The organism is Polymorphobacter megasporae (assembly GCF_018982885.2).
GTDB lineage: Bacteria > Pseudomonadota > Alphaproteobacteria > Sphingomonadales > Sphingomonadaceae > Polymorphobacter_B > Polymorphobacter_B megasporae.
This window is the reverse complement of sequence record NZ_CP081848.1, coordinates 938511-952041: the sequence shown is the minus strand read 5'-3', so window position 1 is coordinate 952041 and position 13531 is coordinate 938511. Positions and strand designations below refer to the sequence as shown.

16 protein-coding genes are annotated in these 13531 nt (G+C 62.0%); 5 read left to right on the top strand and 11 right to left on the bottom strand.

All coding sequences use genetic code 11. From position 1 onward, the window contains the following. Positions 1 to 103 precede the first annotated feature (103 nt). The 5 genes from KTC28_RS04450 to msrA all read left to right on the top strand — a co-directional run bounded on the left by KTC28_RS04450 (position 104) and on the right by msrA (position 3236). Positions 104 to 1081 (top strand): NADP-dependent phosphogluconate dehydrogenase, encoded by a 978-nt coding sequence (locus KTC28_RS04450; protein WP_216710088.1) that lies wholly within the window; start codon positions 104 to 106, stop codon positions 1079 to 1081. Positions 1082 to 1322: 241 nt separating this feature from the next. Next, positions 1323 to 1991, top strand: a complete 669-nt coding sequence (locus KTC28_RS04445; RefSeq protein WP_216710089.1) for a hypothetical protein — start codon at positions 1323 to 1325, stop codon at positions 1989 to 1991. Positions 1992 to 2000: 9 nt separating this feature from the next. Beyond that, positions 2001 to 2240 (top strand): hypothetical protein, encoded by a 240-nt coding sequence (locus KTC28_RS04440; RefSeq protein ID WP_216710090.1) that lies wholly within the window; start codon positions 2001 to 2003, stop codon positions 2238 to 2240. A 40-nt stretch (positions 2241 to 2280) separates the two neighbouring features. Beyond that, a complete protein-coding gene (gene msrB, locus KTC28_RS04435; protein WP_216710091.1) occupies positions 2281 to 2730 on the top strand; it encodes a peptide-methionine (R)-S-oxide reductase MsrB in 450 nt (149 codons plus the stop codon). Then, on the top strand, positions 2727 to 3236 hold the full coding sequence (msrA, locus tag KTC28_RS04430) for a peptide-methionine (S)-S-oxide reductase MsrA (protein WP_216710092.1): 510 nt from the start codon (positions 2727 to 2729) through the stop codon (positions 3234 to 3236). The genes msrB and msrA overlap by 4 nt, the downstream gene beginning before the upstream one ends. Here the strand turns inward: msrA and KTC28_RS23260 are convergent. From KTC28_RS23260 to KTC28_RS04375, 11 genes are all read right to left on the bottom strand, one after another. Next, positions 3233 to 3565 (bottom strand): transposase, encoded by a 333-nt coding sequence (locus tag KTC28_RS23260; RefSeq protein WP_216710093.1) that lies wholly within the window; start codon positions 3563 to 3565, stop codon positions 3233 to 3235. The genes msrA and KTC28_RS23260 overlap by 4 nt on opposite strands. Before the next feature lie 124 nt (positions 3566 to 3689). Next, on the bottom strand, positions 3690 to 4631 hold the full coding sequence (locus KTC28_RS04420) for an S-4TM family putative pore-forming effector (protein WP_216710094.1): 942 nt from the start codon (positions 4629 to 4631) through the stop codon (positions 3690 to 3692). Positions 4632 to 4640: 9 nt separating this feature from the next. After that, positions 4641 to 5594, bottom strand: a complete 954-nt coding sequence (locus KTC28_RS04415) for a nucleotide-binding domain-containing protein (protein WP_223132286.1) — start codon at positions 5592 to 5594, stop codon at positions 4641 to 4643. Positions 5595 to 5601: 7 nt separating this feature from the next. Beyond that, a complete protein-coding gene (locus KTC28_RS04410; RefSeq protein WP_216711713.1) occupies positions 5602 to 6435 on the bottom strand; it encodes an IS5 family transposase in 834 nt (277 codons plus the stop codon). Positions 6436 to 6504: 69 nt separating this feature from the next. Further along, on the bottom strand, positions 6505 to 7047 hold the full coding sequence (locus KTC28_RS04405) for an SMODS domain-containing nucleotidyltransferase (protein WP_223132285.1): 543 nt from the start codon (positions 7045 to 7047) through the stop codon (positions 6505 to 6507). A gap of 53 nt (positions 7048 to 7100) precedes the next feature. After that, positions 7101 to 7559: a DUF1440 domain-containing protein gene (locus tag KTC28_RS04400; protein WP_216710326.1), complete on the bottom strand. Its 459-nt coding sequence runs from the start codon at positions 7557 to 7559 to the stop codon at positions 7101 to 7103. Then, a complete protein-coding gene (locus KTC28_RS04395) occupies positions 7556 to 8602 on the bottom strand; it encodes an L-dopachrome tautomerase-related protein (RefSeq protein ID WP_216710325.1) in 1047 nt (348 codons plus the stop codon). The genes KTC28_RS04400 and KTC28_RS04395 overlap by 4 nt, the downstream gene beginning before the upstream one ends. Then, positions 8599 to 9741, bottom strand: coding sequence for an alpha-hydroxy acid oxidase (locus KTC28_RS04390; protein WP_216710324.1), 1143 nt, complete (start codon positions 9739 to 9741; stop codon positions 8599 to 8601). Before KTC28_RS04390 ends, KTC28_RS04395 begins: the two co-directional genes overlap by 4 nt. Next, positions 9738 to 10400, bottom strand: a complete 663-nt coding sequence (locus KTC28_RS04385; protein WP_216710323.1) for an alpha/beta fold hydrolase — start codon at positions 10398 to 10400, stop codon at positions 9738 to 9740. The genes KTC28_RS04390 and KTC28_RS04385 overlap by 4 nt, the downstream gene beginning before the upstream one ends. A 65-nt stretch (positions 10401 to 10465) precedes the next feature. Continuing rightward, positions 10466 to 12196 carry a thiamine pyrophosphate-requiring protein gene (locus KTC28_RS04380; RefSeq protein WP_255602269.1) on the bottom strand — a complete coding sequence of 577 codons (1731 nt, stop codon included), beginning with the start codon at positions 12194 to 12196 and terminating at the stop codon, positions 10466 to 10468. Between the two features lie 174 nt (positions 12197 to 12370). Continuing rightward, positions 12371 to 13528, bottom strand: a complete 1158-nt coding sequence (locus KTC28_RS04375) for a DUF7482 domain-containing protein (protein WP_216710321.1) — start codon at positions 13526 to 13528, stop codon at positions 12371 to 12373. Positions 13529 to 13531: the final 3 nt, after the last annotated feature.

Genomic DNA, 13531 nt, shown 5'->3' with positions numbered 1-13531 from the left:
GAGCGGGGAGACACTGCGTGAAGCGCGGCTCCGACCCGACGGCTTGGACGCTGTATGAAGGCGTCGGCACCGAGGTTCCTGTCACTCAACCGGAGGAAGCACGATGCGTCTCGCGATGATCGGTCAGGGTCGACTGGCGGTCGACATCACCGGCCGTTTGATCGAAGCTGGCCACGAGGTCGTGGTCTTCAATCCAGGCGTGCAGGGGGTCGACGCGGTCGCCATCGAGGGTGCCGCCGCCGCCCGCTCGCTCGACGACCTCCTGGCGTCGCTCGAACCGCCCCGCATACTCTGGATCATGCTAGCGCCCGGCGAGCCGACCGAAGTCGCGATCGCCGACCTCGTCGAGCTCGGTTCCCCGGGCGACGTCGTGGTCGACGGGAGCGACACCTTCTACAAGGACGACATCCGGAGGGCGGCGTCCTGCAGCGCGCGGGGAATCCATCTTCTAGACGTCGGGATCATGGACGGGCATTCCGGCAGCCGACGCGGCTATTGCATGGCGATCGGGGGCGACGCGGCGTCCGTCAAGCTGCTCGACCCGATCTTCGACGCGCTGGCGCCCGGCGCGGGCGACATCGCCCCCACGCGAAGTCGGCTCGGCTCCGACGACCGCGCGGAGCGGGGCTACGTCCACGCCGGCCCAACCGGCGCCGGCCGTTTCGTGAAGATGGTCCACGACGCGGTCGGGTTTGGGCTCATGCAGGCATATGCCGAAGGTTTCGACATCCTCCAAGGCCGCGGGTCCGCGAAGCTGCCGGACGAGTCGCGGTTCCAGTTCAATCTCGCCGACATCGCCGAGGTGTGGAGGCGCGCGAGCGCGACGTCGTCTCGGCTGCTCGACCTGACCGCTTCGGCGCTGGCGGAGCAAGGTGATCTGAACAGGTTCAACGGTCGGGTCAGCGACCCGGGCGAAGGCCACCGCACGATCGAGGCGGCCATGGAGGAGACCGTTCCCGCGCACGTACTGTCCGCCGCCCTGTTCGCACGGTACCGCAGCCGGGTCGACGCCACGTTCGGCGACAAGGTCCTATCCGCCACGCTGTTCGGCCTCAGCGGCCACTGGACGCTCGAGCCTTGAAAGGGCGGAACCGCGCGACCGCCGCCGAGCCCTCGTCCCCCGAAGCGCTGACTGTGCAACCCCGTAGCCTGGCGATGATGATCAGCCAACGGCAGCCGCGTCTTGCGCAATGCTGGATCAATTAGGGCGTTATAGGCCTGCTTGTGGGCGCAGCGAACCCTCGAACAACTCCGTTTTACCGTTGCCGCGACTATCGTCGCCAGCCCGGTACGGTTAGGTTGCGGCTAACGGCGGATGGATCATGAAGAATGTTCTCGAAGGACCAGTAGACGTCTCGGCCGGCGAACCGGTGTCCGACATCGATCGCCAGGTGCACATCATGACGACGATGCACTTCGTGATCTCAGGTGCGCGCACAACCACGGTGACCGAAGCGGTCGGCCGCTCCGGCATGTACCTCACCTCGGTGTCGATGACGCTGGTCGCGCTCGGCTTCATCAGCACCGCGACGCAGATGGGCACGGGCTTCTACGTCTTCGCGTTCGTGCTGCTGTCGTGCCTCGTGCCGCTCGGCATCGTCACGTTCAACCGGGTGGTGCAGACAGGGGTGCAGGACCTGCGCCTCAGCTACAACGAGGCGCGTATCTGGGCCTTCTACGCCGACGTGTCGCCGGGCCTGGACCGGTGGTTCGATCATCCCGTTGGGGATGCGCACGCCAACCACAACCTGTTCACTGCCGGCGGTTCGAAATTCCAGATGCTCTTCACCGCGGCGAGCATGGTCGGTGGGGTGAGCAGCGCCGTGATCGCGGTTCTAGTCAGCTTGGCGGTGGCGCGCTCACTGCACGCCGGGCTGCTGTTCGCCACCATCGCGGGCGTCATTGCGTTCGCGGTCGCGGGCTGGATCCATCTGAGGGTCGAGGCTGCCCATTTTGCCGCGCGCGAGCGCTTCAAAGCTATAACCCCCTGAAGGATTGCGATGAGCCATGTAACCTATCGCGTCGTCGAACATGACGGCGGCTGGACCTACAAGCAGGGCGACACGTTCGCGGAAACGTTCGCGACCTATGACATGGCCCGCAAGGCCGCCGCGATGGCATGCCGGGAGCAAGGAGTGTCCGGGGAGGTTGCGTATATCGAGTTCCAGAATGCGGACGGAACATGGGTGACCGAACGCGCCGATGGACATGACCGTCCCGATATCAATGTGGAGGGATAGCGTCTCTTCATCTGGGATTAGCGAGGAAAGGAAGTGCAGCATGCCTGAATATCGTAGGACTGACGAGGCACTCGCGGCCTTGACTCCTGAACAGCGTCGCGTGACGCAGGAAAGCGGAACCGAGCGCCCGGGAGAGGGCGCGTATCTCGACAACAAGGAGCCCGGCATTTACGTCGACATCGTGTCGGGAGAGCCCCTGTTCGCGTCATCCGACAAGTACGATTCTGGATGTGGTTGGCCCAGCTTCACCAAACCGATCGAGCCTGCCAACGTCAACGAGCTGCGCGACGACACGCACGGCAGGATGCGCATCGAAGTGCGCTCGACGTACGGCGACAGCCATCTCGGGCACGTCTTCCCCGACGGTCCGCAAGACGCAGGCGGTCTCCGCTACTGCATCAACTCGGCCTCGCTTCGCTTCGTCCATCGCGACGACATGGAGGCCGAAGGCTACGGCGCCTACGCCGGTCAGGTGGAGACGATGTCATGACGGAAGAACGCGCATTGCTCGCCGGCGGCTGCTTCTGGGGCATGCAGGACCTGATAAGGCGCCGGCCCGGCGTGGTATCGACACGGGTTGGCTATACCGGGGGCGAGGTCGCCAATGCCACCTATCGAAACCACGGCAACCATGCCGAGGCGATCGAGATCGTCTTCGATCCCGCGAAGACGTCGTATCGGACCTTGCTGGAACTCTTCTTCCAGATCCACGATCCGTCGACGAAGGACCGGCAGGGTGGCGACTTGGGCACCAGCTACCGGTCGGCGATCTTTTACACCAGCGACGAGCAGCGCGCGATCGCCGAGAACACGATCGCGGACGTGGACGCCTCGGGCCTCTGGCCGGATACCGTCGTCACCGAGGTGAGCAAGGCGGGCGACTTCTGGGAGGCCGAACCCGAGCATCAGGATTACCTCGAGCGGCGGCCGAATGGCTATACCTGCCATTTCGTGAGGCCCAGCTGGGTGCTGCCGCGCCGAACGGTCGAGGCCTAAGGAGGACGCTCACGAAAACGGACAAGTACACGTTGCTCAAGGACGCCATCACCGAGATGTGGCGACTCGAGAAGCAGGGGTCTGACCGGGTCAAGCGAGCGCTGCAAAAATGCGGTTGAACGCACCCACCTGCTCCTGCGGGTGAAGCGGTTGTAGATCATCTTGTGCGGTCCGTAGTCCTTGAGCGCATTGCACCAGCGCAGGCAATTCCTGATCACGAAGATGATCCCGTTGATCACGCGTCGGTGGTCGACCCTAGGCCCACCGTGCGATAGTGAAAAGTGCGGCTCGATCCGACAAATCTGTGTCTCCGACAACCAGATGATCACTCATGCCAACACCTCCTCGATGCCGTCATGGGTTCGACCGATTATCGGCGCTGCTCGCGACCGCCTCCGATACACGCGTCGCCGAGTGCTCAGTTTGACGCCGGCGTCCAGTCATAGCGGCTAGCTACGCGGCTATGTTACCCAAGCCGGCTTTTTCGAGCCAGAAGCTAGCTGCCGCTCGCATTACCTGTTCGGAGTCATCACGTCGCCGGCCGTAAATCCCGGGGACCATCAGGTAGGTGGTTGAGCGTCGTGTGAAAATGGCGTTTTGCAGCTCACGTGAAGCCTGCTCGCAGCGCAGATCCGAGGAATGGTCGACTATCATGGCATCAATCAAGCGTTCTGCTTCTTCAATGACAGGACCATTCGCGTTGATCGCATCCAATTGCCGCCAGCGTTCGCGTAATATCCAAAACAGGAATGGCGATACCGGAACACACCAAGTAATGAGAAATTCGACCACCGGCGCATTGTTGAACACGCCTACTGCCAGTAGAACTGCAATGGATAGAGCGGCACATACAGTTAATACCGTAGCATAGATCCTTCGAAGATCTCGATCATATGTCAGGTTCGTTCGCTGGCAAATCGCTCTCGACAGTGCGAGCGGCGCACAGTCGATATTATGAGCATACCAGTTTTCTAGAGGTTGGGTTAAGCTGCTTCGATCCCAAGATCGAGATGCGCGGTCAACCTCTTCGGGTGTAGGATGTTTTCCTGTAGTGAGTTTATTCCAGTCCAGATGGAGCAAGCATGTATCGAAAACTTCGCTCATCCGAGCGGCAGTTTTGATCGCCTCTCGGTAACGCCTATCAATCACCGCGATATCGACTAACGCCAAAAGCGATGCGACCACCGACAATCCGGCCTTCCAAGGTGGATGCACTGCGCCCACAGTACCGATTGCAGCAGGCAATAAGATGAGAAGCACGAGCTGTGCCTTCTGCCAATTTCTCGCGACATGCCAACGCCACTGTCGCGCTTTCAAGAGCCTGAGCAGAGCCGGACTGTTCTGCCGCGTTGCTATGTCCGATTGACGACGTGCTTCAGACGGTGGTTCAACCATGGTCATATCCTAGTCGATCATGACGTGAAATGGCGAACTCTGGCCTACCAATTTGCTGTCGTGTCTGCGGATGACGAATGCCTCGACCAAGTGGACTCCGTGAAACTCTAGCACCTCCCAGCGCTGGGTTCCCTCCTGAGGCTCTTCGAACCCTCCGCGCCCTTTGCCCAAAGCCAGCGCGACGCGACCAGTGTTGGTCACGCGATACCGAACAAAGTAACCATCTGGGAGAACAATTCCGTCGTTCACCTTTAGGTCGAACCAGATGCCGCCTTGTGGTGGCAGTTTCTCGAAATCGGCGATTTCTCTGCGCATGGGGTCATGTCGTGCGGCGCTCCATTTCGCGGTTACGTAGACTCTGTCGCTGACGATATCGGCTCGAGCCCAAACCGGTGGTCGCATGTGCGCCGGGCGGTCGAGCGAAGGGCTCCATAGCCAGCGCCCGTAGCGACTGATCCTGTCAACGATTGCATCGCCGTGTGCATGACCAGCATCAAGCACGCCCCCCAAGAGAGCCGCTTCATCCTCGTCCACATCGGAGCGCGCCTCCTCGGACAAGTAACTCTTGGCGAGAATCGCGGCGCCCTTAGCGAATTCGACACCGAAAACCTCCTGCCAAGCTGATATGCTGGCAAAACGACCTTTGGTCGAATAAGCGGCATCAACGTCTTGTCGGATATTGCTGATGACCGCTCGCAATTCGGTATATTCGTCCTGCGTCATCGAAGATGAAAAATCTTCGTGCCGTAAATGAGGATTGCGCACTTCGGGTTTAAGTCGTCTCGCCGACATCCAGTCATCAAGACGACTGATTAGAGTCTTGAGAGTTGTAGGCACATCTGCAAAGGCGGTCGCGCCTTCATCACTCCATTCGATGCGCTCGCCCAACATCGTTGTCAGCAAAATGGATGAAACATTAAAGTCATGCTGGATATCACGAAGATACTTAAGAGCCCGATTCAAAAGTACATCAATGAGTTGAGAGCCTTGCGATTCTGCGTGTGAGCATTCGGATGCTGGCGATGGTTGCCCATGCCGTGGCGCTTTCGATGGATCGCTCCCAGTCTTTGGCGAGACGTCGGCAGCGGCCCAGCCACGCGAAGGTCCGCTCGACAACCCAACGGCGGGGCAAAAGCACAAAGCCCTTGGCGGTATCGGAGCGCTTGATGATTTCGAGGGTCCAGCTGCCATGGCCTTCAAGCGCGGCCTTGAGTTTGTCACCGGCATAGCCACCATCGGCAAACACATGGCGCAGGAACGGGAAACGGAAACGGATGGCTTTGAGGACATCGACAGCGCCGTCGCGGTCCTGAATGTCGGCGGCATGGACCAGGATAAACACCAGAAAGCCGCAGGTATCGGTGATGATATGGCGTTTGCGGCCCTTCACCTTCTTGCCGGCGTCATAGCCGCAAATTCCGCCGCTTTCCGTTGTTTTGACCGATTGGCTGTCGATAACGCCAGCACTGGGTGAGGCCTCGCGGCCGGCCTGTTCGCGTGCTGCCATTACCAGCAAGTGGTTGATTGTCGTCAGCAGCCCACTATCCCGCCAGCTGTAGAAATAGCCGCGCACTGTCGACGTCGCCGGAAAGCATTTGGGCAGCATCCGCCAGGCGCAACCGCTCGACGCAATATACATGATCGCATCCATCACCGCCCGAAGGCAGGTCGTGCGACGACGCCCGCCGCTGCGGGCTGCCGGAAACAGCGGCTCGATCAACGCCCATTCCGCATCCCGTAAATCGCTTGGATAGCGCCCCCCCTTGCGCATATGCTGACGGCGAGCGGTATCAGTCCAAGGCAAGTTCTTCTCCTATCGTCTCGACAACGACGGTGAATCACAACCTACTGGTATCGCTCAACTACTTTTCGTTCAGGCTCTAAGCAATCTCGTTACCTTGCGGAATGAGTTCGAGCCGGAATACCCATTCTTCTCCTTGACCCAGTCGGTGTACAGCACCGGCTCGCTTCGCTCAAACTTCTCCGTGTCCGCGTTGCAGACTTCGAGTTCGCCAGCGTTCAGGCGGCCACGCACGCACGGCGCTATGTCAATCTTCCGAGATCCGGCGTATGTGATAGTTACGCAGTATTCCCACACGGCAACTTTATTCTTGTAAAGTCCGCTAGCTAAAAATGCATCACCCAGAGATTTCACATAGTCACTAGCACTCCATCCTTCGACTGGATCAATGATTACCAGAAGATCAGCGTCGAACTCACTTCCCTCAACGGGTTTGATGATCGTATCGTGAGCCCATGATCCCTGTTCGACAAATTTCCAAACTCTCGGCGTCCAATCCGAATCCTTGATGAAATCCTTGATGGACTCGACACTACTTTCTAAAACGTCGATCCTCGTCTGGTTCAAATTCACAGTATCGCGTAGGAAATCAGCAAACGATCCAACCAGCTTCACGATATTTCCCTGAATGATATTGCGCGGTACATAGTGGAAACAGGGATCGGCGGCTATTCGATTTTGGCGAGGCGCAAGAAACTATCGAGCGCAAGGCCGAAGACGATGTGCGACGTCGCTGCGAAGACGTGTTCGGCCGGTTCGACACGCCACGGAGCGGGACGTATTCGAGCGAGGGTGAGACCGAGTTCCTCGACGACTGCCCAGCAGCCGAGGCCATAGGCGACACCGCGACCGCGCTGCCAGCGCGAGCCGCCTAGAACATAGGCCGCGCCCATCGCCGCTCCTGTGGCGTAGTGCACAGCCTCGCCGGCGAACGCCCGCGTACTCGATGGCCATGCGTTCCCGGTGAACAACTGGGCGGCCCGATCCGCTACGATTTCGGTCGGCGGTGGTGGGACGGCTGGCTTATCAATGGGTCGCACCTGCGCCGCGGTCCAGGTGCTTTGGAACAGGCTGGTGACCGAAGCCGCCAGTACGCCGGCGACGATGCCGCGGCCAAGCTCGCTCATATCCGCGACACTCCGGTTTCGAAGCGGAAGACCTTGAAGGGCAGTTCCGGCTGATCCCCAGGTCGAGCCAAAGTCGGAGAACGTGGGAGTTGGGTGCAGACCACGTAGAATGCCCCGTCGGGCCCTTCCATGATACCATCGGGCCAGAACATGTCGGGCCGCGCGACGATCTCGTCGTAGCTGCGGTCCCGGGCCCTGATGCGCCCCACCGCGCTGCTCTCGATGGCGGTCAGGTAGATGTCACCATTCCGGTCCATGCACATGCCACCTGAATTCGGCTTGTCGGCATAGCGCTCGAGGCGCGCCGCCAGCATGACATCATCAAGCGCGGTATCGAGCAGGTCACGGACGCGCAGTCGCCAAAGCGTCCTGCCGTTCAGCGGCGAGAGGTACAGCCAATCACCGGAACGGTCCATGACGATGCCGTCCACGCCGACGAAGATCGGTTCGCGAGAGCCGTCTGGACGGTTTCGTTCGACTTTGAGGCCGTCGATCAGGAGCGGCTCGTGCGAGGCCAGGATGCCTTCGTGCCCCTCGAGACGCCGGACCGCAGCCCCGCTCTCGATGTCGACGACTATCAAGGCGGCGCGGGAACCATCACCACCGCCGCCAGCACCTTCGTCGGCGATGTAGACTTTACCGCGGGGCCCATCGACGACGAAGTCGTTCGGCTCCGAGAACGGAGTCAGCGCAGCGAGTGGGAGCGGGATAACCTTCCACAGCGCGTCGCGACGGGTGTCCCAGACGACGAGCTTGGGCTGGATGTTCGACCGCGTCCCCATGTCGGCGAGCCATATCCGCCCTTCCGCGTCGTCGTGCAGGCCGAGGACGGCGTCGAGCCAGGTCATCGGGTCGTCGTTCGGCGTGTTCCATTCGACGTTCGGGAAGGGGGCGAGAGAGCCGTCCGGCAGGAACACCGACACGCGATGGCGGGTCGCGTACATCGGGTGATGACTGACCACCAGTCGCCCGTCGGCCGTGAAGGCGCCGTTTCCTAGCGGCGTGTCCGTAACCGCGTAGATGGTGGCTTCGATCCGGCTCATCGGGTTTGTTGACCTGTCACCAGCCCGTCGGGCAACGCACGGATGTCGGTGACCCCGGACAGCGCCATGCAGTCGAGCAGTTCCTGGCGCATCAAACTAAGCATATCGCTCACTCCTCGTCCGCCATCGGCCGCGACCGCATAGGCCCAGGAGCGTCCGCCCAGGCAGCCATGAGCACCTAGGCCCATCGCCTTGACGATATCGAAACCGGTGCGAACGCCACCGTCCCAAAGCACTTCGACATCGTCGCCGACCGCCGTGACGATCGCAGGTAGCATCGAGATGGAGGATGGCGCGCTGTCGAGTTGTCGACCACCGTGGTTGGACACGATGATCGCATCGGCTCCGAGGTCGACTGCGAGCTTGGCATCGGCGACACCCATCACGCCCTTCAGCACGAGTTTGCGCGGCCATCTGGCACGAACCCAACGCACGACGTCCGCGTTGATCGACGGATTGAGGTTCGCGTTCACCCACGCCGCAAGTTCGAACACGTTCGCCGCTTGGGGATGCTCGGCTTGCATGGTCGCAAACGTCCACCGGCGGCTACCGGCCATACGCAGAAGCCAAGGCAGATTCATCGCCATGTCCAGCAGGCCGGACGGGGTGACCCGGACCGGCGAGGTCAGCCCATTGCGGTTGTCGGCCCATCGCTGGCTATGGACGTGGACGTCGAGTGTCATCACCAGCGCCGAGCAACCTGCATCGAGGGCCCGGGAGATCAGGCTTTCATTCACGCTCTGCTGCTTCATCATGTAGAGCTGCGACCAGAACGGGCGTCCCACTGCTCCCGCCACGTCTTCGATCGAAGCGATGGAGAAGGTGGACAGACAGAATGGAACCCCGAACGCCTCCGCGGCGCGCGCCGCGCCGATCTCGCCGTCAGGCCAGGCGAGTCCGGCCATCCCGACGGGTGCCAGCGCGAACGGCATCGACGCCGGGTCGCCCGCAAGCGTCGTCCCGATCGAAAGCGCGGACACATCGCGCATTACACTGCCGTGGATCGCCAGCGCATCGAGGTCGGTGCGATTGCGGCCGAGCGTGATTTCGCTGTACGATCCGCCGTCGATGTATTCGAACACCGCGCGGGGCAGCTTGCGGCGGGCGATGCGCCTGAAATCCTCGAGGTTGATCTTCACGCCGCAGACAGTTCAGCAAGCCTCGAGGCGAACTCGCGGATATGCCCGGCGACCACTCCAGGCTGCTCGAGTGGTACCAGGTGCCCGCCACCGGGAATGATGTCGAGTGCTGCGTTGGCGAAGTGTCGAGTGACGCCCACGGCGACTTCGAGACCGAGCACCTTGTCGTTGTCGCCAGTCAGCACAAGCACGGGCAGATTCACCTTTGACGCGGCTGCCGAGATGTCGACGAGGCTACCGGTCGTGTACCACCAGCGCCATGTGACCTCGTCCACGCTAAGTTCGTCTTCTACGCATTGCGCCAGCACTTCGGCAGAAACCGCACCGCCGGTGATGGCCGTCAGATTGACCGTCGCTGCGGCGCGGTTGCCCCAAGCCGCGAGCGCCTTGCGACGCGCCTCGTCGGAGATCGGCTCGGGAGTGGGCGGAGACGGGCTGATCAGGATCAAGCCCAGCAGGCCTGGTGCGCCGCACACCGCGGACTCCAGCGCCACCTTGGCCCCCATCGAATGGCCGACTGCGATCCAGGGCCCGCGCGCTGCCGCCGCAAGCTGCCGGGCATAACCGTCAAGGCTGGGACCGCCTACCGCGGCCGGAGTTCCGCCAAAGCCTGCCAGCAACGGAGCGGCTACCGGTCGCTCCCCGAGTTCGCGCAGCATCGGCGCCCAAGAACGATCCGAGCCGCCGAAGTAGTGGCCGAAGACGAGCTGGGGTACGGGCGCGCTCAGCGTCGATCCCCCGGTAGGAGACCGGCAAGGACCTGCCGAGCCGACTCAACCACGAGATGCGCCCCGCCGCTGTCGCCTTGGAGCACGGTGCTCATAAAAGTGCGCGCCTGGTCGAAACTGATGTGCGGCGGCAGCGGCGGCACCTCGGGATCGGTCTTGACCTCGATGACGGTAGGCCGGTCGCACGCCAGAGCCTCGTCCCAGGCGGCGCCGAGCATCTCGGGGTTGTCGACGTAGATCGCGTTCAGGCCGATGGACGCCGCGAATTTTGCATAGGGGACGTTGGGGATGAGCTGGGTCGCATCGAATCTTGGACTGCCGAGCATCACCCGCTGCTCCCAGGTCACCTGGTTCAGATCCTCGTTGTTGAAGACGCAGCAAATCCACGTCGGCGTAGTCCATTCCCGCCAGTACTTCTGGACGGTGATCAGCTCGGCCATATTGTTCATCTGCATGGCGCCGTCGCCGACAAGCGCGACGACCGGTCGGTCGGGGTGCGCGAACTTGGCCGCGATCGCGTAGGGTACCGCCGCACCCATCGAGGCGAGGCCACCCGACAGGCTCATCATCTGGCCCTGTTTGACCCGCAGGTCGCGCGCATACCAGTTGGCGCAGCTGCCGGAATCGGACGTGATGATCGCGTCCGCGCCGAGCCGTGGTGACAACTCCCAGACCACACGCTGCGGATTGACTGGGGTGGCCTTGGCGTGGGCGCGCTTGTCCATCAGCTCCCACCACTCGGCTACGCTCTTCTCGACCCCCTGGCGCCAGCTGCGGTCCTCCTTCCGCGTCAGCAGCGGCAGTAGGGCCTCGAGCGTCTCGATGCTGTCGCCATGCAGGGGCACATCGATCGGATAGCGCATGCCGAGCGCGTGGGCGGAGATGTCGATCTGCACGCTGCGCGCCTGCCCTGTCTTGGGAAGGAACTCGGCCCAGGGGAAGCTCGTCCCGATCATGAGCAGCGTGTCGCAGGCCTCCATCATGTCGGATGACGGCTTGGTGCCGAGCAGTCCGATGGTGCCCGTCACGAACGGCAAGTCGTCCGCGAGTGCGGACTTGCCGAGCAGTGCCTTCGCGACGCCGGCACCGAGCTTGTCGGCGACCTCCGTAAGTACGTCGTGAGCCCCAATGGCACCGGCACCCACGAGGATCGCGACCTTCGTGCCCGCGTTCAGGATGTCGGCAGCGCGCTGCAGGTCCAGATCGTAGGGAACGACCTTTGGTTTCGAGTAACCGCTGCTCGACCGAGTGAAACCGTGTTGGCGGGGTGGATCACGGTAGGCTGCGGTCTGAAGGTCGGCCGGCAACACTACAACTCCGACGCCCTTGTACGCCGTCGCGACACGGATCGCGCGGTCGAGGAGGTGCGGGACCTGCTCGGCCACAAACGCCTCCTGCGCGAAGATCGCGACGTCCGCAAAGATCCGGTCAAGGTTCAATTCCTGTTGGTATCCGGCACCGCGGACACCGCGGGCCGCGCCGCCGGTTATGGCAAGGACCGGCGAGTGGTCCATCTTGGCGTCATATAGACCCGTGATCATGTGTGTCGCTCCGGGTCCCCCCGTGGAGATGCAGGTACCCATCCGGCCGGTGAACTTCGCGTAGGCCGAGGCCATGAACGCGGCCATCTCCTCGTGCCGGACCTGCACGAATTTGATCGGGCAGTTGACGCGCTGAAGCGCTGCGAATGTACCGTTGATGCCATCCCCGGGATACCCGAAGATCAAATCTACTCCCCACTCTCCGAGGCGCTCTATGACAAAGTCTCCGACAGTTTCGCCCATAGCAACCTCACATCATGAATTGGGACCGCGCACCCCCCGGTCAGGGAGGGGAGGAGGGGTGCGCGGTCCGTCGCCGGCCTGGCTTATCTGACGCGCAGGCCGACGAAGCTCCCGACGCTATTGCTTCGGCAGGTCTGGCTGAGCGATCACGGGGCAGTTGATGATGGCCTTCGTCGGGCGGAGACCGCCGACGAAACCGTTCGTGGCCCCTGGCGGGTTGATCATGGCACTCGTCATCATACCCGACTTGATCAGGGCCTTGAGTTCATCGAGGGAATAGATCCGATGCACCTTGCCCTGGGCGATCGCCTTCTCCGTCCACATGCTGACGTGAGCATCCCATAGCGGACTGTAGTTGTTCGTCTTGGACGCGTCCTCGTTGTGCGGAGGCAGCGGAAACACGTTGATCGGATCGATACCCATGTTCGCGAGCGAAGTGGAGAAGCCTTGATCCTGGCCGGAACCCTTCTGCGTACTGCCGTTCAGAACAGGCGAGAAGCCCAGGAGAGCCGAGTTGTCGCCGGGCTCAGATTTACCGAATGCCGGGACCATGGCCAATCGGGGTGTGTAGACGCCCTTTTCGAGCACCGACGGCAAATCCGCCGATACGTCGGTGACGAGATGGTAGTAGTACTGCTTGCCGTTCTGGACACCGTCCAGAAGCGACAGCGTCACGGTGCGCTTCCTCAGGTCGATCGCCTTCATCCGATCATGCGCTCCGCTCGCGTTCTGGACCATCTGGACGTTGAGCACGACGCCACTGGGCAGGACCGCCATCGACGACCATTCCGCGTCGCCCCTGGCACCGGGGGTGAACGACTTCGGCGGGAAGAAGGTCGGCGCATCTCCCGGTGTGACCTCGTATTTCGGCGAGAAGTCGACATTGCCGCGGAACGTCATGATGCCGTTGTCGACCGTCACCGTCTGGGCACCCTGAGTTCCCACGACCTTGGCCATCTTCGGGGCGTAGTTGAGGCCCATCCGCTTGGCCGTTTCGAAGTCCGAGGTGTCCGTGATTATGTAGAAGACGTCGCTCCCGTCGGGCGCCTTGCCCCGAAACAGAGGCAGGGTGACGCTTGCGGCGCGGTAGGTGAAGTCGACCGCCAACGCGCTCCTCACGAAGACGTTCTGCTGCTTCGTGAACTTGACACCGTTCTCGGGGGTGTAGGCCGGCCGACCGGATTCCCGTGCGGCCGTATCGACAAGCGCCACAGCCTCGGGTGCCAGCTTCGCCAGCGCGGGTTGCGCAATACTGGCCAACAGTAAGATCGACATATG